Source organism: Paraburkholderia sp. J94, assembly GCF_905220285.1.
Classification (GTDB): domain Bacteria; phylum Pseudomonadota; class Gammaproteobacteria; order Burkholderiales; family Burkholderiaceae; genus Paraburkholderia; species Paraburkholderia tropica_A.
The window spans coordinates 204,211-221,069 of record NZ_CAJMZH010000011.1 but is presented as its reverse complement, the minus strand read 5'-3'; the positions used below and the strand labels follow the sequence as shown (position 1 = coordinate 221,069).

At 63.9% G+C, this 16,859-nt stretch carries 18 protein-coding genes; 11 read left to right on the top strand and 7 right to left on the bottom strand.

All coding sequences use genetic code 11. The features are described 5' to 3' along the window. Positions 1-2 precede the first annotated feature (2 nt). The gene (locus U4Y88_RS24335; protein ID WP_321786985.1) at positions 3-365 is read right to left on the bottom strand and encodes a carboxymuconolactone decarboxylase family protein; all 363 of its coding nucleotides are present in this window, start codon (positions 363-365) and stop codon (positions 3-5) included. Positions 366-485: 120 nt separating this feature from the next. Next, entirely contained in the window at positions 486-1,442 is a 957-nt protein-coding gene (locus U4Y88_RS24330; protein WP_321786983.1) for a LysR family transcriptional regulator, read from the bottom strand. A gap of 135 nt (positions 1,443-1,577) precedes the next feature. On the opposite strand from U4Y88_RS24330, the gene U4Y88_RS24325 reads away from it, so the two are divergent. Next, the gene (locus U4Y88_RS24325; protein WP_310631402.1) at positions 1,578-2,132 is read left to right on the top strand and encodes a flavodoxin family protein; all 555 of its coding nucleotides are present in this window, start codon (positions 1,578-1,580) and stop codon (positions 2,130-2,132) included. Positions 2,133-2,168: 36 nt separating this feature from the next. Beyond that, positions 2,169-3,095, top strand: a complete 927-nt coding sequence (locus U4Y88_RS24320) for an aldo/keto reductase (protein ID WP_321786981.1) — start codon at positions 2,169-2,171, stop codon at positions 3,093-3,095. 241 nt (positions 3,096-3,336) lie between these two features. On the opposite strand, the gene U4Y88_RS24315 is transcribed toward U4Y88_RS24320, so the two are convergent. Next, positions 3,337-4,050 (bottom strand): hypothetical protein, encoded by a 714-nt coding sequence (locus tag U4Y88_RS24315; RefSeq protein WP_321786979.1) that lies wholly within the window; start codon positions 4,048-4,050, stop codon positions 3,337-3,339. A 172-nt stretch (positions 4,051-4,222) separates the two neighbouring features. Here U4Y88_RS24315 and U4Y88_RS24310 point away from each other — a divergent pair, with 172 nt between their 5' ends. Both U4Y88_RS24310 and U4Y88_RS24305 read left to right on the top strand, forming a co-directional pair. Then, complete coding sequence (locus tag U4Y88_RS24310; protein WP_321786977.1) at positions 4,223-4,447, top strand: hypothetical protein; 225 nt, start codon at positions 4,223-4,225, stop codon at positions 4,445-4,447. Between the two features lie 116 nt (positions 4,448-4,563). Next, entirely contained in the window at positions 4,564-6,144 is a 1,581-nt protein-coding gene (locus U4Y88_RS24305) for an isocitrate lyase (RefSeq protein WP_224009288.1), read from the top strand. A gap of 96 nt (positions 6,145-6,240) precedes the next feature. On the opposite strand, the gene U4Y88_RS24300 is transcribed toward U4Y88_RS24305, so the two are convergent. Then, positions 6,241-7,131, bottom strand: a complete 891-nt coding sequence (locus U4Y88_RS24300; RefSeq protein WP_321786974.1) for a LysR family transcriptional regulator — start codon at positions 7,129-7,131, stop codon at positions 6,241-6,243. A gap of 5 nt (positions 7,132-7,136) precedes the next feature. After that, entirely contained in the window at positions 7,137-7,445 is a 309-nt protein-coding gene (locus U4Y88_RS24295; protein ID WP_321786972.1) for a hypothetical protein, read from the bottom strand. Between U4Y88_RS24295 and U4Y88_RS24290 the strand changes: the two genes are divergently transcribed. Further along, entirely contained in the window at positions 7,422-8,609 is a 1,188-nt protein-coding gene (locus U4Y88_RS24290) for an amidohydrolase (RefSeq protein ID WP_321786970.1), read from the top strand. The genes U4Y88_RS24295 and U4Y88_RS24290 overlap by 24 nt on opposite strands. Positions 8,610-8,652: 43 nt before the next feature. Here the strand turns inward: U4Y88_RS24290 and U4Y88_RS24285 are convergent, their stop codons facing one another. Further along, positions 8,653-9,606: a LysR family transcriptional regulator gene (locus U4Y88_RS24285; protein ID WP_310632700.1), complete on the bottom strand. Its 954-nt coding sequence runs from the start codon at positions 9,604-9,606 to the stop codon at positions 8,653-8,655. A gap of 117 nt (positions 9,607-9,723) precedes the next feature. On the opposite strand from U4Y88_RS24285, the gene U4Y88_RS24280 reads away from it, so the two are divergent. Both U4Y88_RS24280 and U4Y88_RS24275 read left to right on the top strand, forming a co-directional pair. Next, entirely contained in the window at positions 9,724-10,806 is a 1,083-nt protein-coding gene (locus tag U4Y88_RS24280) for an aromatic ring-hydroxylating dioxygenase subunit alpha (RefSeq protein WP_321786968.1), read from the top strand. 5 nt (positions 10,807-10,811) lie between these two features. Further along, a complete protein-coding gene (locus tag U4Y88_RS24275) occupies positions 10,812-11,774 on the top strand; it encodes a PDR/VanB family oxidoreductase (protein WP_321786966.1) in 963 nt (320 codons plus the stop codon). A gap of 18 nt (positions 11,775-11,792) precedes the next feature. Here U4Y88_RS24275 and U4Y88_RS24270 read toward each other — a convergent pair whose 3' ends face one another. Continuing rightward, positions 11,793-12,509: an IclR family transcriptional regulator gene (locus tag U4Y88_RS24270; protein ID WP_310632710.1), complete on the bottom strand. Its 717-nt coding sequence runs from the start codon at positions 12,507-12,509 to the stop codon at positions 11,793-11,795. Positions 12,510-12,706: 197 nt separating this feature from the next. Between U4Y88_RS24270 and U4Y88_RS24265 the strand changes: the two genes are divergently transcribed. The 4 genes from U4Y88_RS24265 to U4Y88_RS24250 all read left to right on the top strand — a co-directional run bounded on the left by U4Y88_RS24265 (position 12,707) and on the right by U4Y88_RS24250 (position 16,813). Beyond that, on the top strand, positions 12,707-13,408 hold the full coding sequence (locus tag U4Y88_RS24265; RefSeq protein ID WP_224009300.1) for an RraA family protein: 702 nt from the start codon (positions 12,707-12,709) through the stop codon (positions 13,406-13,408). Further along, positions 13,408-14,358 (top strand): hydroxyacid dehydrogenase, encoded by a 951-nt coding sequence (locus U4Y88_RS24260; protein WP_321786964.1) that lies wholly within the window; start codon positions 13,408-13,410, stop codon positions 14,356-14,358. The genes U4Y88_RS24265 and U4Y88_RS24260 overlap by 1 nt, the downstream gene beginning before the upstream one ends. Before the next feature lie 25 nt (positions 14,359-14,383). Next, complete coding sequence (locus tag U4Y88_RS24255) at positions 14,384-15,313, top strand: SMP-30/gluconolactonase/LRE family protein (RefSeq protein WP_321786962.1); 930 nt, start codon at positions 14,384-14,386, stop codon at positions 15,311-15,313. Between the two features lie 99 nt (positions 15,314-15,412). Next, a complete protein-coding gene (locus tag U4Y88_RS24250; protein WP_321786960.1) occupies positions 15,413-16,813 on the top strand; it encodes an MFS transporter in 1,401 nt (466 codons plus the stop codon). The last annotated feature ends 46 nt before the right edge of the window (positions 16,814-16,859 follow it).

Here is a 16,859-nt window from a genome sequence, read left to right as displayed (position 1 = left end):
CATCAGCGCTGCGGCAACCCACTCGCATCGATTCCGCGTTTCACCAGACTCTCGTGCGCCGCCTGGATGGCGGACAACGCATTCGGCCACCCCGCGTAGAACGCGAGTTGCAGCAGCAATTCCGAAAGCTCGCCGGGCGTCACGCCGTTATCGAGCGCGCCGTCGATGTAATGGCCGTAGCCGACCTCCTGGCCTCGCGCGACGAGTGCCGCCACGGTCACGAGACTTCGGTCCCGCTTCGAAAGACCTGACCGGCTCCACAGATCGTCGATAACGTGTTTGCGCGTGTACTCCGCCAAAGCCGGCGACACCGCCGCGACCTGCGCAAAATCGACACGCGGCGTGGAATGGTTCTCATGAGTCATGGACAGCCCTCGCAGTGAATATCGGCAGATTATCGATGCGAGCGACGGCCGTTAAAACCGGCGTGGCGGTCGAAGGTGTTTCAACCCGAGGTTGAAACCCGCGCGATGGCACACATGACGTCAGCGTGCGAACTCGTCGAGCGCGGCGAGCGGAATATGCAGCGCGGGATCGGCGGCAAACGCTTCGGTGAGGTAGTCGATCGTGGCCCGCACACGCGGCGCGATCAAGGCACGATGGGGATACTGCAACACCATTTCGTACGTGCCCGGCAGATGCCACGGGTTCAAAACGACAACCAGCGCGCCCGAGCGCAAATGCGCCTGCGCCAGATGCACGCCGACCTGCGCAATGCCCGCGCCATCGCACGCGGCCTGAATTAGCGCTTCCGGCGCGGACAGCGTCAACACGGCCGACTCGGTGGGATCGAACGTCGTCGTGCTGCCGTCTTCGCCCCGGAAATTCCATGCCGAGACGCGCCCGCCCAGAAAGCGTCGGGCAATCAGCGCGTGACGCGCCAAATCGTCGGGCAATTGCGGAATGCCCGCTCGTGCGAGGTAAGCGGGCGAAGCGACAAGCGCGAGATTGATGCGGAAGATCGGGCGCGAGACCAGATTCGAGTCGGGAATCGCGCCGCCGCGCAACGCAATATCGTAGCCGTCGCGCACAAAGTCGACTACACGGTCGTCGAAATCGACGTCGACCGATAAACCCGGATGGCGGGACAGCAGACCCGGCAGCACCGGCATCAGGTGGTCGCGCCCAAACGCGGCACTGGTGGAAATGCGAATCCGGCCACTCGGACCGCTGCGCCTCGCCGCAATCGTATCGACCGCCGCATCGAGCGCCTCCAGCGCCACGCGCGCCTGCTTGAGAAACGCGCTGCCCTCTTCCGTCAACTGCAGCGCGCGCGTCGTGCGATTCATCAGCCTGACGCCCAACGCACGTTCAAGTCCCCCGACGTTCTTGCTCACTGCCGCCGACGTCACGCCGAGCACCCGGCCGGCTGCCGCGAAACTGCCTGCATCGGCCGCCTGGACAAACGACATTATGGCCCGTACCCGCTGGGACGAATCCATCTAACCTCCGTCACGAAAAATGCCGATACCGCGCGATTATCAACCTTGAGTTTAGGGCCATTCAACCGTCCGGCAACTTCTTGGCGGCCATTCAAATGAAGACAATGCATGCACCGAAACGCACAGAGGTTAGTGATGAAAATTGCAATTGTCTACGACAGCGGTTATGGCCACACCGCCAGACAGGCCGAGGCAGTCGCCGACGGCATTCGTCGAGTGGCGGGCGCCGAGCCGCTGCTGATCAAGGTCGCGGAAGGCGAGACGCCGTGGGCTACGCTCGCGGCCAGCGACGCGATCATCTTCGGCTCGCCGACGTATAACGGCACGCTCAGTTCGCGGCTCAAGAAGTTCATGGAGGACAGCACACGCCCGGCGTGGCTGCCGCTCGCGTGGCGCGACAAGGTCGCCGCCGGGTTCACGAACTCGGGCGCGCAAAGCGGCGACAAACTGAACTCACTCATCGCGATGGCGCTGTTCGCCGCGCAGCACGGCATGATCTGGGCGGGCGTCGACATGATGCCTGGCCGTGGAGCCGACGACATGAACCGTCTGGGCGGCTGGCTCGGCGCCATGGCGCAATCCGACGATGTCGCGCCCGAACTGTCGCCGATTCCGAGCGATCTGCGCACCGCCGCGCACCTCGGCGAACGTGTGGCCAAACTGGCCGCGCGGCTCAAGGCGAACGCCTGAGCTCGCCGCGCGCGAGCCCCTCGATTCCCTATCCCCATGAAAGGCAATTCGATGCTGATGATCGAGCGTTTTCCCCTCAACGACGACACCGCCATTCCCGCAGTGGGATTCGGCACCTATCTCATCGCGCCCGGGCAGACGGCCGACGCCGTGAGCACGGCGATCTCCGTCGGCTATCGTCATATCGACACGGCGGCGGTCTACGACAACGAAACGGAAGTGGGACAAGGCGTGCGCGCGGGTCTTCAGCAACTCGGGCTCGCGCGCGCGGATATTTTTCTCACCACCAAACTCTGGCCCGGCTATCCGGGCTGGGGCGAAAAACCCAAATCCGGTGAGGAGACGATCGCGGAATGCCGCGCGAGTCTGCACCGGATGGGCGTCGAGTATGTCGATCTCTATCTGATCCATTCTCCGCACGGCGGCAGCGCACGCGTCGAACAGTGGCAGGCGCTCGTTGAAATCCAGCGAATGGGGCTTGCGCGCAGCATCGGTGTCAGCAACTTCAATCAAGGGCATCTCGATGAATTGAAGTCGCATGGACTGCCCGCGCCCGACGCGAACCAGATCGAACTGCATCCCTGGTCGCAAAAGCCGGATCTCATCGCCCATATGAAGGAACAAGGCATCGCGGCGATTGCCTACAGCAGCCTCGCGCCGATGTCGACATGGCGAACGCAGCCTGGCCAGGAAAGCGGCAAGACGGAAACGATGAAGGCCGAAGCCGGCGTGCTGGCGCGAATGGCGCAGGCCTATGGCGTGACCGAAGCGCAGTTCCTGCTGAAATGGGGCGTTCAGAACGGCTATGCCGTGCTGCCCAAATCGCTCAATGCCGCGCGTATGCGCCAGAACCTCGATCTCGCGGGATTTTCAATCAGCCATGAAGACATGCAAAAGATCGCGACGATGGACCGTGGCCCCGGCATTGCATGGGCGAGCGGCGATCCCAGCCTCGCGTCATAGCGCATCGGTCAACGTCTTTCAACGCCGGAGCGCTTGTGAGCGCTTGTGAGCGCTTGTGACCGTTGATGCCGCCACGCGCCACCTACTCCTGATCGATCTGCAGCGGCCCGGCATCATTACTCGTTCATGATGCTCGGCACTCCATATGACATCGAGAATTGCCATCGTCTGACACGCCGCGCGCACAACGCTTTCACCTACCTCGCGTTTCTGTACACGGTACCGGGCCGTGACTCCAATGCTAGTCAACAGGGAGCAAGCGCCCCGATTGCGGGCACACGGCGGCGGGTGAGCCGTTGGACCAGAGTTGCTCTTTATCGAGTTGCAGCGACGTCTCGGGAGCAATATCGAAATCGACCTTCAGCGCGCTTGCAATATCGGCGTCCTCGATGGGAAGTTCCCACGTCAGGAAAATCTGGACGAAGTCTTGGTCCGGGGCGAAGTCGTCCGCAGAAAAACTGTCGCTGCCGCGCCGAATGACGCCGTGGGGCTGAACCGGATCGAAAATCACGGCTGTTCCCCGCTTGAGGGGGATGCGTTGGCCCGTCAAGGGAAAGTGCACGTCCAGGCCCTTGTCTTCACTCAGGAAGAGATTGCAGAAAGCGTTACCTCCGTACTGTTCGCCATCATGGTGATACCGCGCGCCACGACAGCCCATCAGCGCCATGTCGCTATCGGCGAGCACCGCGGGCAGTCCCAGGGCGACGGTCCACTCCGACATCGCCTGCACGCAGCGCCTGTAATCCGGCCAGCGCATTTGCGTGCGCGCCAGAGGCATCACCTCGACATCCCCAGGTTCCAGAGCGAGCCGCACCGCTATCTCTCTTTGCCAATCCGCGAGCACGGCCGTCGAAGGCGTCGGCAGATCGAGCGTTCCGGATAAAACGATCTCGCTTACGCCGCGACTGCGGATGGCGTCGCCGCTCCAGAAAAAGGAGGTCAGGGTATTTCGCATTCGATTCTGTCGATGGGAACTCGTCGACGCATTGTAACGATTTCACCCTGGCCATCCCGGCAGAGATCGGGCCGAGATCGGAACTCCGGCAGGCGCCCCGCCGCATCGCTAAACGTCGACAGCTGCATCGCCGGGTGCGTACACAAGATAGCCGCCCACTTTGCAAAGGCCGATGAGTTGGTCCGCGATTTTTGCACCGCATCCCCGCGGATCTGCCGCTGGTGCGGTGATTGCCACAAATCAACGCTGGCAGTCACGCGCTTCTCAGGCACCCACTCCAGCAGCCGAAAGCACATTTCGCATTGCGGAATTTGCGCCATTTTTTTGCGATGCCGTCATTTTGCCCGCTGAAAACCTGTTTTGCATCGCAAAAAATGCAGCGTATCTCATTGAATAATAACAACTAATTATGTCTTATGTCTTATATAAGAGTTGGCGCCGTGGCGTTACCATTTAGTCATGCAGTCCACGGGACTACCCCGGTTACCCACGCTTCCCTCTCAGGAGATACTCATGGCCCAATATCAAGACGACATCCAGGCAATCGCCGGATTGAAAGAGCAACAAGGCAGCGCCTGGAACGCAATCAATCCCGAATACGCCGCACGCATGCGCGCGCAGAACAAGTTCAAGACGGGCCTGGACATCGCGAAGTACACCGCGAAGATCATGCGCGCCGACATGGCCGCCTACGATGCCGACCCGGCGAAATACACGCAGTCGCTGGGCTGCTGGCACGGCTTCATCGGCCAGCAGAAGATGATCTCCATCAAGAAGCACTTCAATAGCACCGAGCGCCGCTACCTGTACCTGTCGGGCTGGATGGTGGCCGCGCTGCGCTCCGAGTTCGGTCCGCTGCCGGACCAGTCGATGCATGAAAAAACCTCCGTCAGCGCGCTGATCCGCGAGCTGTACACCTTCCTGCGCCAGGCCGACGCCCGTGAACTGGGCGGTCTGTTCCGCGAACTCGACGCAGCCCAGGGTCCGGCCAAGGCCGCCATCCAGGCAAAGATCGACAACCACGTCACGCACGTCGTGCCGATCATCGCCGACATCGACGCGGGCTTCGGCAACGCTGAAGCCACCTACCTGCTGGCCAAGCAGTTCATCGAAGCGGGCGCGTGCTGCATCCAGATCGAAAACCAGGTGTCCGACGAAAAGCAGTGCGGCCACCAGGACGGCAAGGTCACCGTGCCGCACGAGGACTTCCTCGCGAAGATCCGCGCGATCCGCTACGCCTTCCTCGAACTGGGCGTGGACGACGGCATCATCGTGGCGCGTACCGACTCGCTGGGCGCGGGCCTGACCAAGCAGATCGCCGTGACCAACGCGCCGGGCGACCTGGGCGACCAGTACAACTCGTTCCTGGATTGCGAGGAGCTCTCTGCCGACGCGCTCGGCAACGGCGACGTCATCATCAAGCGCGACGGCAAGCTGCTGCGCCCCAAGCGCCTGCCGAGCAACCTGTTCCAGTTCCGCGCCGGCACGGGCGAAGCGCGCTGCGTGCTGGATTGCGTCACCGCACTGCAAAACGGCGCGGACCTGCTGTGGATCGAAACCGAAAAGCCGCATATCGCGCAGATCGGCGGCATGGTCAGCGAGATTCGCAAAGTCGTCCCGAACGCCAAGCTGGTGTATAACAACAGCCCGTCGTTCAACTGGACGCTGAACTTCCGTCAGCAGGCCTACGACGCGATGAAGGCAGCGGGCAAGGACGTCTCGTCCTACGACCGCGCGCAATTGATGAGCGTGGAATACGACCCGAGCGAACTGGCCCAGATCGCGGACGAAAAGATCCGCACCTTCCAGGCCGACGCGTCGCGCGAAGCCGGGATCTTCCACCACCTCATCACGCTGCCGACGTACCACACCGCCGCACTGTCGACCGACAATCTCGCGAAGGAATACTTCGGCGACCAGGGCATGCTGGGTTATGTGGCGGGCGTGCAGCGTAAGGAAATCCGTCAAGGCATCGCGTGCGTCAAGCACCAGAACATGTCCGGCTCGGATATCGGCGACGATCACAAGGAATACTTCAGCGGCGAAGCGGCCCTGAAGGCGGCGGGCAAGGACAACACGATGAACCAGTTCTGATCGCCGTTGCGACTCAGGCAAAACGCCAACCCAGCCGGGTTGGCGTTTTTTATTTTGCTATCGAACGGCGGCTTCTTTCCTGGGCGCCGCTGACGACTAGGCGAACGACGCTGTCCGCATCAATTCCGACTTCAGCCACAGCGCGATCGTCCCTGGCGTGGACTCCGCCTTCCAGAGCAGATCGAGACCCACCGTCCATTCGGTGAACGGGTAGGCCTCGAGCTTCAACTCCACCAGTTCTCCAGCAGCCAGTTCTGTTTCGATGGACCATCGCGGCACGCTGGTCCAGCCGACGCCGCCTTTCAACAGATCGACGAGCATCGCGTGACTCTGAACGGTCCATGTTCTCGGCGACTTCAAATACTCGGCGGTAAGCAGATGCATGTTCTGTCCCGCCAGCAACAGGTGAAGCTGATCCGACAATTGAGCGAAGCGCACGTTCTCATACCGGGCAAGCGGATGATCGCGATGCGCGACATTCACGAACGTCACCTGTCCCAAGCGGCAAAATCCGATCCCCGCAGGATATTGCGCGCGCGCGCAACCCAGCCCAAGCGAAACACGCTCTTTCAGCACCATTTCGAGGAGATCGTCATCGGAAGGCTGGCGAACGTCGACCTGAACGGCGGGGAAACGCTCAGGCAAACGCTTCAGTACGGGCACCAGCGCCGCGCGCGGAAACGCGTCTTCGACGCCAATCGCAATCTGCGCCTCCTGCTTGCTCGTGAGCGCACTCGCGCGCTCACGCAACCCATCGCAACGCGAAAGCACGGCTTCGGCCTCGGACAACAAGGCCTCGCCTTCGGGCGTGAGCACGGGGTAACGGCCGCGACGGTCAAACAGCGTCACGCCGAAATCGATCTCGAGTTCCCCGATCGCGGTGCTCACCGCGGACTGCGCTTTGCCGAGGCGGCGCGCCGTCGCCGAGAAAGACGGCTCACGCGTCGCCGTCACGAAGACCTCCAGCTGATCGAGCGAGAATTGCATCGGACCTATCTCCCTTTCTGATAGATCCCATTTTTACACAAGCGTTTTGCCTGTCGAAAATACGCAAACAGCGTCTGAAACGCCGTACTTTCCACATGACAGGTTCCCTCATGCACGCCTTGATACTTCACGCCGACCATCTTCTGACGATGGACGCCGACAACACGATCGTGTCCGACGCCGCCGTCCTGATCGGCGACGACGGAAGCATTTCGGCAATAGGCAAAGCCGCCGATCTCCTCGTTCAACACCCGACGATTCCGGTCAAGCGACTCAAGGATCGGCTGCTGATGCCGGGGCTGATCAATACGCATGCGCACTCCGGGCTGTTGCGCGGCACGGCGGAAGGTCTGCCCGTGTGGGACTGGCTACAGCAATATATCGATCCGATGCATCGCGTCGTTAATGCACACGAAGCCCGAATCGCCTCGCAGCTTTGCTACGCCGAAGCCCTGCTGTCCGGCACCACGACCATCGTGGACATGTGGCGCTTCATGCACGGCAGCGCCCAGGCCGCGAGCGATCTCGGCATTCGCGCCGTGCTCGTGCCCTACGTGGCGGAACATCCCGAGCACAACTATTTCGAAACGCTCGACGCCAACGAAGCCTTGATTCAGGAATGGCACGGCGGCGCAAACGGACGCATCAACGTCTGGGTCGGACTCGAACACATGTTTTATGCGACGCCGAACGCGTGGACGCGCGCCATCGACATCAGCCAGCGTTATCGCGTCGGCTTTCATACGCACAGTAACGAGAGCCGCTTCGATGTCGAAGAAACGCAGCGTCGATATGGCGTGCGCCCGATCCAGGCACTGGAACGATTCGGACTCCTCGACGCACCGCACGTACTGCTGGCGCACTGCGTGTGGCTTTCCGACGAGGAAATCGATATTCTCGCGCGTCGCGGCGTCGGCGTGGCGCACAATCCGGTCAGCAATATGAAACTCGCCAGCGGCGCCGCGCCGGTCGAAGCGTTGCTCGCGGCCGGTGTTCCCGTCGGGCTCGGCACGGACGGCGAGAAGGAAAACAACAACCTCGATATGTTCGAGGAGATGAAAACGGCTTCGCTGCTCGCCAAGCTATCGAAGCTCGATGCGTCGGCGCTCGGTGCCTGGCCGGTGTGCCGGATAGCGACGATCGGCGGCGCGCGTGCGCTCGGCCTCGATGCGCAGATCGGCTCGATCGAAGCGGGCAAGCAGGCCGACCTGATCGCCGTGCGCACCGACACGCCGCGCATGACACCGCTGCTCGGCGGCGCCGATGGCAATCTTCACCACAACCTCGTCCACGCCGTGCAAGGAGGCGATGTGACCATGACGATGGTGGCGGGCCGCATCGTGGTGGACGATGGCCGCCTCTGCACGGGCGATTTGCCGGCGCTCATCGACGAAGTCAACCGGGCGGTGCCGGATCTCTTCCGCCGCAGGGCGCAATGGCTGCGCGAACACGGCACGGTCGATGCCCTGCGCGCCTGAACGTTGACACCCACGCGAAAGCGCCGCGCGCGCGACGCCTGCATTATTTTCGTTTGCGCGCGGGCGCAGCCGATTCACTCGCGACCGAAGCCGTTTCGCCGAGTTTTTCCATCGCCGCGATCACCTGCTGCATGACCATTTGCGCGGCACGCGAAAGCTGACGCCGCCGCGCAACGCACAGCGCAAGCGCCAGCGGCCGCACCTTTCGGCCGCGCAACGGCACGAACGCCAGCGCGCCGCTCTCGACGTCGCTGGCCACATCCAGCAGGCTCAACACGCCGATCCCGGCGCCACCGCGAATCAGCGAACGCATCATGCGGATGCTGTTGCACGATACGCTCTCGGTCCCTTCCGCCTGATGACTCGCATAGAGCACGCGCGTGCGCTCGTGCACGATCAGCGGCGCGGCGGGCACGAGTTGCCGATAGTCGAGCAGGCTGCCGAACGTCACGTCGCGGCTCGCGGTCAGCGGATGACCGGGCGGCACCACCGCGCCCAGCGGCACGTCGACCAGCGCGCGAATCTCCAGCCCGCCATGCTCGGTCGGATCGAGCATCAGCCCGAAATCCACCTCCGATGCGGCCACCAGGTCCGCCACGCGCCGGTTCTCCACCACCTGCAAATCGAACGAGAGTTGCGGATACGCGGCACCGACCTGCGCGACCGTATTCGCCACGAGGCCGTCGCTGAGCGCGTCAATCACGGCGATGCTCACATGCCCGCGCCGCAACCCCTGCAACTCGTCGAAACGCTCGACGGTGCGGCGGTACTCCTTGCGCCAGCGCCGCAGATCGTCGAGCAGCAGTTCGCCCGCCGCCGTGAGCTTGAGCCCGGACGGCAGACGTTCGAACAATTCCGTTTCGAGTTCGCGCTCGGCCAGCAGGATCTGCCGGTCGATCGCCGAGGCGGAGACGTGCAGTTCCTCCGCGGCCTTGCGCAGACTGCCCGACTGGGCGACTTCAACGAAGTAACGGGCGAACCGCGAGAATGGCAGCATGGTCGAGGTGTACGAATTTTTGCAACAGGTTCCTGAATTATCTCTGATGGATTGCAATGGGCAATATTCTTAAAGTGGGACTCAACGAAACCCGCCAGACAACGAGCCCCCACACTCATGAGCGAACTTGCCCCCGTCATCATCCCGATCAGCCCGCCGGTTTCCGCGACGCCTATTCGCGCGCTGCCGCCGCATTGCACGTTCGACGCCGACGACTGGCATCGGCTGTCGCGTCACTGGTATCCGGTGGCGCACGCCGACGCAATCGGTGAAGCGCCCTTCAAGGCCACGCTGCTCGACGAAAACCTCGTGCTCTATCGCGCCGACGGCGAACTGGTCGTGGCGCGCGACGTCTGTCCGCATCGCGGCGTGCCGCTCACGCTCGGCACGCACGACGGCCAGGGCGTCGTCTGTCCGTATCACGGCCTGCGCTTCGGCGGCGGCGGACGCTGCAACCGCGTGCCGTCGAGCCCCGACCAGGCGATTCCCGCCAAGCTGCATCTGGCGACGTATCCGGCCGTCGAGCGCTACGGTCTCGTCTGGACCTGCCTCGCGCCCGAAGCCGGCGCGGAGCCGGCCATTCCCCGCATGCCGCACTGGGACGATGCGGACTTCCAGCAGATCGTCTGCCCGAAGTTCGATGTCGCGGGTTTCGCGGGGCGTCAGGTCGAAGGCTTTATCGATGTCGCGCATTTCGCGTGGATCCACACCGAGACCTTCGCCGATCCCGACAACCAGACCGTGCCGCCCTATCAGCCGAAAGACACGCCGGAAGGCTTCGAGGTGGACTACCGCAGTTTCGTCGGCAACTATCCGATCGGCGTCGACGGCCGCGCGCCCGCCGAATTCGAATGGCTGCGCCATTTCGAGGTCCATCTGCCCTTCACGGCCACGCTGACGATCCACTTCCCCGAGAACGCGCGCCTCGTCATCATGAATGCGGCGTCGCCGGTCTCGGCGCGCAAGACGCGCCTGTTCGCACCGATCGCGCGCAACTTCGACAAGCATCTGCCGATCGAGGACGTGCACGCGTTCAACCTCAAGGTGTTCGAGGAAGACCGCCTGATGGTCGAAACCCAGCAACCCGAGCGCCTGCCGCTCGACCTCACGCTCGAAGCGCACATTCCGGCCGACCGCAGTTCCATCGCGTATCGGCGCGGACTCAAGCGCATGGGCTTCGGCGACTTCTTCCTGGTGTGATCGTCATGTCGACTATTGCGGTGATCGTGGACACACTCAGCGCGCAGGGCCGCGGCAATCTGGCCGTGCGGCTGGTCTGCGCCGACGGCAGCGCGCTGCCGCCATTCGATGCGGGCGCGCATATCGACGTGCATTTCGCTCGCGGTTTGATCCGCCCGTATTCGATTGCGAGCGCGCCGCACGAGCGCGACCACTATGTGCTGTGCGTGAAGCGCGAAGCGGCGTCGCGTGGCGGATCGGCTTACGTGCATGAGCGGCTGCGCGTGGGCGACCGGCTCGATGTGTCGCTGCCGCGCAATCTGTTCGGATTGCGCGAAGGCAGCCGGCATGTGCTGATGGCCGGCGGCATCGGCATCACGCCGCTGCTGTCGATGGCGGAGAGTCTGGAGAAATCAGGCGTGCCGTTCGAATTGCACTACTACGTGCGCGAGCGGATCGACACGGCGTTCAAGGCGCGCTGGGCCGCCGGATTCACGCATGGGCGCGTGCACGTTCATAGTTCGATCGACGGCGAGAGCGCACGCGACGCCCTACCCGCCGCGCTGCACGCGCCGGTCGATGGCATGCAGCTTTATCTCTGCGGGCCGGATAGTTTCATGCGTCACGTGGCGCAATCGGCGCGCGAATTCGGCTGGCAAGCCGGGGCGATCCATCAAGAAGCATTCGGCGCGCCGGCCGTGCAAACGCGCACCGACGACGAAAGCTTTCAGGTCGTGCTCGCATCCAGCGGCCGGACGTTCGAAGTGACGGCGCAGCGCAGTATCGCTTCCGTGTTGCTGGAGGGCGGCGTGAGCGTGCCGCTTTCGTGCGAGATGGGCATTTGCGGCGCGTGCCTCACGCCGGTGATCGACGGCGTGGCCGATCACCGCGATACGGTGCAAAGCGACACGGAAAAGTGCGCGGCAAATCAGCAGATCGCGCTCTGTTGTTCGCGTGCGCGGACGCCGAGGATCGTTATCGGCCTCTGACGGCAAGCCGCCGGTCCCTCACGGCGCGACGCCATACATCCGCTCGCACAGAGCCACGCTGGCGCCGAGTTTCCGCGACAACTCCGACGCACCCCGCAGCATCTGTGCCGCGACATCGCCGGACGTTCGCGCCGCATCGAGCCGCGAAGCCGGACCGGAAAGTGTGAGCGCCGCCATGAACTTGTCGCCGGCCCCGAAGATCGGCGCGGCAAACGCCGCCGTGTGCTGGTCGCGCGCTCCCGACGTGAAGAGTGGCAATTCCGGCGTCGTGTCGAACACCGCCTCGCCGAGCCCCCAGAATCGCAACACCAGACCGATGGCCGTATCGTCGAGCGGAAACAACGTGCCGGGCAAGCGCGTCTCGCGCAACCCTTCGGACGGCTCCGCGCGGAACAGGCAAAGCCGCTGCGCGTGATCGATGACGTAGTACGACGCGCTCTCTTTCGTCGATGTCGCCAGCGCATGCAGCGCCGGTTCGACCACCGACGACAGATGAAACGACTGCTCGTAAAGCTTGCCGAGATACAGCACGCGCGGCCCGAGCGAGTACGAGCCGCTCTCAGCGCGGATCACGTAATTCATCCGCTCCAGCGAATTCATCAGCCGATACACGGTCGTCTTGTGCATGCCCGAGGCCTGCGAGAGCGCCGCGAGCGACAGCGACTCCGCGCCAGGCTTGAAGATGTCGAGCAGCGATAACGCCTTCTCGACCGACTGCACGCCGTCGTTACCCATCATCCCCTCCGTTTTTTCCGTTTCGGGATTGTACATCGTACAACTTTCCAGTCTTTTTGTTTTACTCTGTACACCCATGTTGTACATCGTGGAGGGTAAACGAGGATGGCAAGCCAATCCGCTGCGCCGTTATAGTGATTTCACTTTGTACACTATCGTTGTACTAGGTACAACTCAATCGAAGAGGTCGAATCACCATGAGCGCATTTCCCAACACCACGCCGTCCATCGTCCGCGATATCACGCGCGTTTCGCCCGAGCTCGTGCAAGCCGCCGCGCAGTTCCAGGCGGCCATTCTCGCCGACGTCGCGGGCCGCCGCGGCACGCTGCACGGCCGCGTCAAGCCCGTCGCGCCCGGCATGAAGCTCGCCGGCCCGGCCATCACCGTCGAAGTGCGGCAAGGCGACAACCTGGCGATTCACGCCGCGCTGGCAATCGCCCAGCCTGGCGACGTGATCGTGGTCGACGGCAAAGGCGATCTGTCCTGCGCGCTGATCGGCGAAATCATGACGACGCAGGCGCAGGAAAGCGGGCTCGGCGGTCTGGTCCTCGACGCCGCCGTGCGCGACTCCGCCGAACTCGCGAAGAACGGCTTTCCCGTGTTCGCCGCCGGCCTCAACCCGTGCGGCCCGACGAAAAGCGTGGCCGGCCGCGTCAACTTTCAGATTTCCGCCGGCGGCGCGACGATCAATCCGGGCGATCTGATCGTCGGCGACGCCGATGGCGTCGTGGTGATCCCGCGCGAAGACGTCGAACGCATTCTCGTGCTGGCCCAGAAAAAGGTCGATGCCGAAACCGCCCGCATCGCCGCCATCCGCAAGCGCGAGGCGCTGCGTCCGGCCTGGCTCGACAAGGAACTGCGCGCCGTGGGCATGCTGGCCGAAGGCGAGGTTCTGTAATGAACGCGTCGACGCACAAGCCGGTTCTGATCGTCACCGGCAACGATCTCGCCCCTGAAGCGCTCGAGATGTTGCGCGATTTTGAAATCGTGTACGCGGGCCGCACCCCGACCGAAAGCGATCTGGTCACGCTCTGTTCGGCGCACAAGCCGACCGCCATCATCGTGCGCTACGGCAAGATCAACGCGCGGGTGATGGATGCGTGCGGCGGCCAGTTGCAGGTGATCTCGAAGCACGGCAGCGGCATCGACGTGATCGATCAAAGCGCCGCGGCCGAGCGCGGCATCGCGGTGCGCGCCGCCGCGGGCGCCAACGCGGCGGCCGTCGCCGAGCATACGTGGGCGCTGATTCTCGCCTGCGCGAACTCCGTCCCGCAGCTCGACGGACGCATGCGCGCGGGCCACTGGGACAAGTCCACGCACAAGTCGCTCGAACTGGCGGGCCGCACCATCGGTCTCGTCGGCCTCGGGGCGATCGGACGGCGCGTCGCGGCGGCGGCCAGCGCGTTCGACATGCGCGTGCTCGCGCACGACCCGTATGCGAAGGAAGCGCCGGACGGCGTGTCGCTCGTCGGCCTCGACGAACTCTTCGCCAGCGCCGACATCGTCTCGCTGCACTGCCCGTTGACCGACGAGAACCGCCAGATGATCAACGCCGCGACGCTCGCCCGATTCAAACGCGGTGCGATTCTCGTCAACACGGCACGCGGCGGCCTGATCGACGAAGTTGCGCTCGCCGCCGCGCTGTCGAACGGGCAACTGCTTGCCGCGGGCCTCGATAGTTTCGACGTCGAGCCGATGCCCTCGCCCCACGTTTTCCAGGGCCTGTCGAACGCAATCCTGTCGCCGCACATCGGCGGCGTCAGCGACGCGGCCTACGTGAACATGGGCAAAGGCGCGGCCGCGAATGTGCTCGCCGTCGTCGATTCGCACGCGCACAGCGCTGCGTAGTCCTGAACGAAATCGCAGGTTCGACATGTTTTATCTCAAGCAGCCGGAAGTCAGCACCGCCGACGTATTCACGCGCATGCCCGAGCGTTTTCGCAAGCCGGACGTGCAAACGGACTGGTCGCGCGCGAATCGCGGCGGCCAGCCGACCGACTCGTTTCTCGAAGGTCCGGTGTGGAGTCCCGCCGGCCATCTGTATGTGACCGACATCCCGCACGGCCGCGTGTTTCGCATTTCGGCCGATGGCGACTGGGAACTCGTCGTCGAATACGAAGGCGAGCCCAACGGCATGAAGCTCGTCGACGACGGCCATCTGCTCATTACGGATTACCGCAACGGGCTGATGCTGCTCGACATCGCGCGCGGCGTCGTCACGCCGTATCTGGAGCGCCGCAACACCGAGCGCTTTCGCGGCGTCAACGACCTCACGTTCGATTCGAAGGGCAACCTGTACTTCACCGATCAAGGTCAGACCGGTCTGCACGATCCGACCGGCCGAGTCTACCGGCTCTCGCCGGCAGGCAAGCTGGACATGCTGCTCGGCAACTGCCCGAGCCCGAACGGCCTCGTGCTGTCTCCCGACGAAAAAGTGCTGTACGTCGCGATGACGCGCGGCAACTGCGTGTGGCGCGTGCCGCTTCAGGCCGACGGTTCGGTCAGCAAGGTGGGCCAGTTCTTCACGTCATATGGTCCGAGCGGCCCGGACGGTTTGACGATCGACAGCGCAGGACGCCTGTTCGTCGCCAATCCGGGGCTCGGCCGCGCATGGGTGCTGAACCACCTGGCCGAGCCCGAGCGGATTCTGCTCAGCCCGTCCGGCGCATCGCTGACGAACCTGTGCTTCGGCGGCCCGGACATGAAGACGCTGTTCATGACCGAGTCCGTCTCCGGCACCGTGCTCAAGGCCGAACTGGACATTGCCGGGCCGTTGCACCACCAGGCCCAAGCCACGCGCTGACTCGCGCGGCAAAACCATGACCTGCCCGGCGGCGCGCACGCGAGCGCCGGCGCCAAGACAGCAAGTTGCATCCGACCGAGATGCAACGGAGGAGCGCACATGCACATTTCCCAGCCCATTCGCGCGGAGAATTCGCCGGTGGCGGCACATCCGCAGGACGAGACCGATGCATCGACGTCGGCCGCGATGACGGCCGCGATGACACCGGATCAATTCGCCGCCAGCGAACGCACGCTCGAAAAAGCGTTCCGCCGCATCCTGCCGTTCATTTTCGCGTGCTACGTGATCAGCTATCTCGACCGCACCAACGTCGGGTTCGCCGCGCTCACGATGAACAAGGATCTCGGCCTCACCGCGCAGCAATTCGGACTGGGCGCGGGGCTGTTCTTCATCGGCTATTTTCTGTTCGAGATTCCCAGCAATCTGATCATGCAGAAGGTCGGCGCGCGCATATGGATCGCGCGCATCATGATCACGTGGGGCGTGATTTCGATGGCGACGGCCTTCGTGGCCGGGCCGAAAAGTTTCGCCGCTGCGCGCTTCCTGCTCGGCGTCGCCGAAGCCGGTTTCACGCCGGGCATCTACCTCTATTTCACGCAGTGGTTTCCGGGCAAGTGGCGCGCGAAGGTCACGGCCGCGTTTCTCGTCGGCATTCCGGTGGCGAACATGATCGGCTCGCCGGTGTCCGGCGCGCTGCTGCAACTCGGCGGTCTGCATGGCTTGCGCAGCTGGCAATGGCTGCTGCTGATCGAAGGACTGCCCGCGATCGCATTGGGCGTCGCGTGCCTCTTCATCCTCGCCGACCGCCCCGAACGCGCGCGCTGGCTGAGCCGCGACGAAAAGGACGTGCTCGCACAGCGGCTCGCACTGGAACAGCGCAGCATCGCGGGCAAGCACGGCTCCAGCCTGCGCGACGCCATGACGAACTGGCGCGTCTTCGTGCTCGCGCTCGTGAACTTCTGCGGCATCGTCGGCTCGATCGGCGTGGGACTCTGGATGCCGCAAATCATCAAGCAGTTCGGCGTGGGCCACGCGACCATCGGCTGGCTCACCGCCATTCCCTATGCGCTGGGCGCCGTGGTGATGCTCGCCTGGGCCCGTCTTGCGAATCGCTCGGCGCGCCGCATCCCCTACGTGGCGGGCGCGCTTCTCGTCGCCGCCGCTGCGCTCGCGGTCAGCACGATGCTCGATGCGCCGGCGCTCAAGCTCATCGCATTGTGCTTCACCGTGAGCGGCATTCTCGCGTTCCAGGCCACCTACTGGGCGATTCCCTCCGGCTTTCTGACTGGCCGCGCCGCCGCGGGCGGCATCGCGCTGATCGTCTCGATCGGCAATCTCGGCGGCTTCGTCGGACCGTCGATGATCGGCGCAATCAAGGAGCTCTCGGGCGGCTTCACCGCCGCGCTGCTCGCCGTGGCCGCCGTGCTGCTGATCGGCGCGCTGATGATCGCCTGGCTCGGCGACCCCGGCGCGGGCGTCGGCGAAGAACCGCACGCCTGAACCCGCTTCACGCTTTTCGCTTCACCTTGTTTCGCTGCTCACTTCT

Excerpts from the sequence above, each read along its gene's own strand:
- U4Y88_RS24335 (WP_321786985.1), bottom strand. The coding sequence starts at position 365 with ATGACTCATGAGAACCATTCCACGCCGCGTGTCGATTTTGCGCAGGTC.
- U4Y88_RS24330 (WP_321786983.1), bottom strand. The coding sequence starts at position 1,442 with ATGGATTCGTCCCAGCGGGTACGGGCCATAATGTCGTTTGTCCAGGCG.
- U4Y88_RS24325 (WP_310631402.1), top strand. The coding sequence starts at position 1,578 with ATGAAAATTGCAATTGTCTACGACAGCGGTTATGGCCACACCGCCAGA.
- U4Y88_RS24320 (WP_321786981.1), top strand. The coding sequence starts at position 2,169 with ATGAAAGGCAATTCGATGCTGATGATCGAGCGTTTTCCCCTCAACGAC.
- U4Y88_RS24315 (WP_321786979.1), bottom strand. The coding sequence starts at position 4,050 with ATGCGAAATACCCTGACCTCCTTTTTCTGGAGCGGCGACGCCATCCGC.
- U4Y88_RS24310 (WP_321786977.1), top strand. The coding sequence starts at position 4,223 with ATGAGTTGGTCCGCGATTTTTGCACCGCATCCCCGCGGATCTGCCGCT.
- U4Y88_RS24305 (WP_224009288.1), top strand. The coding sequence starts at position 4,564 with ATGGCCCAATATCAAGACGACATCCAGGCAATCGCCGGATTGAAAGAG.
- U4Y88_RS24300 (WP_321786974.1), bottom strand. The coding sequence starts at position 7,131 with ATGCAATTCTCGCTCGATCAGCTGGAGGTCTTCGTGACGGCGACGCGT.
- U4Y88_RS24290 (WP_321786970.1), top strand. The coding sequence starts at position 7,422 with ATGCCGGGGCTGATCAATACGCATGCGCACTCCGGGCTGTTGCGCGGC.
- U4Y88_RS24295 (WP_321786972.1), bottom strand. The coding sequence starts at position 7,445 with ATGCGTATTGATCAGCCCCGGCATCAGCAGCCGATCCTTGAGTCGCTT.
- U4Y88_RS24285 (WP_310632700.1), bottom strand. The coding sequence starts at position 9,606 with ATGCTGCCATTCTCGCGGTTCGCCCGTTACTTCGTTGAAGTCGCCCAG.
- U4Y88_RS24280 (WP_321786968.1), top strand. The coding sequence starts at position 9,724 with ATGAGCGAACTTGCCCCCGTCATCATCCCGATCAGCCCGCCGGTTTCC.
- U4Y88_RS24275 (WP_321786966.1), top strand. The coding sequence starts at position 10,812 with ATGTCGACTATTGCGGTGATCGTGGACACACTCAGCGCGCAGGGCCGC.
- U4Y88_RS24270 (WP_310632710.1), bottom strand. The coding sequence starts at position 12,509 with ATGGGTAACGACGGCGTGCAGTCGGTCGAGAAGGCGTTATCGCTGCTC.
- U4Y88_RS24265 (WP_224009300.1), top strand. The coding sequence starts at position 12,707 with ATGAGCGCATTTCCCAACACCACGCCGTCCATCGTCCGCGATATCACG.
- U4Y88_RS24260 (WP_321786964.1), top strand. The coding sequence starts at position 13,408 with ATGAACGCGTCGACGCACAAGCCGGTTCTGATCGTCACCGGCAACGAT.
- U4Y88_RS24255 (WP_321786962.1), top strand. The coding sequence starts at position 14,384 with ATGTTTTATCTCAAGCAGCCGGAAGTCAGCACCGCCGACGTATTCACG.
- U4Y88_RS24250 (WP_321786960.1), top strand. The coding sequence starts at position 15,413 with ATGCACATTTCCCAGCCCATTCGCGCGGAGAATTCGCCGGTGGCGGCA.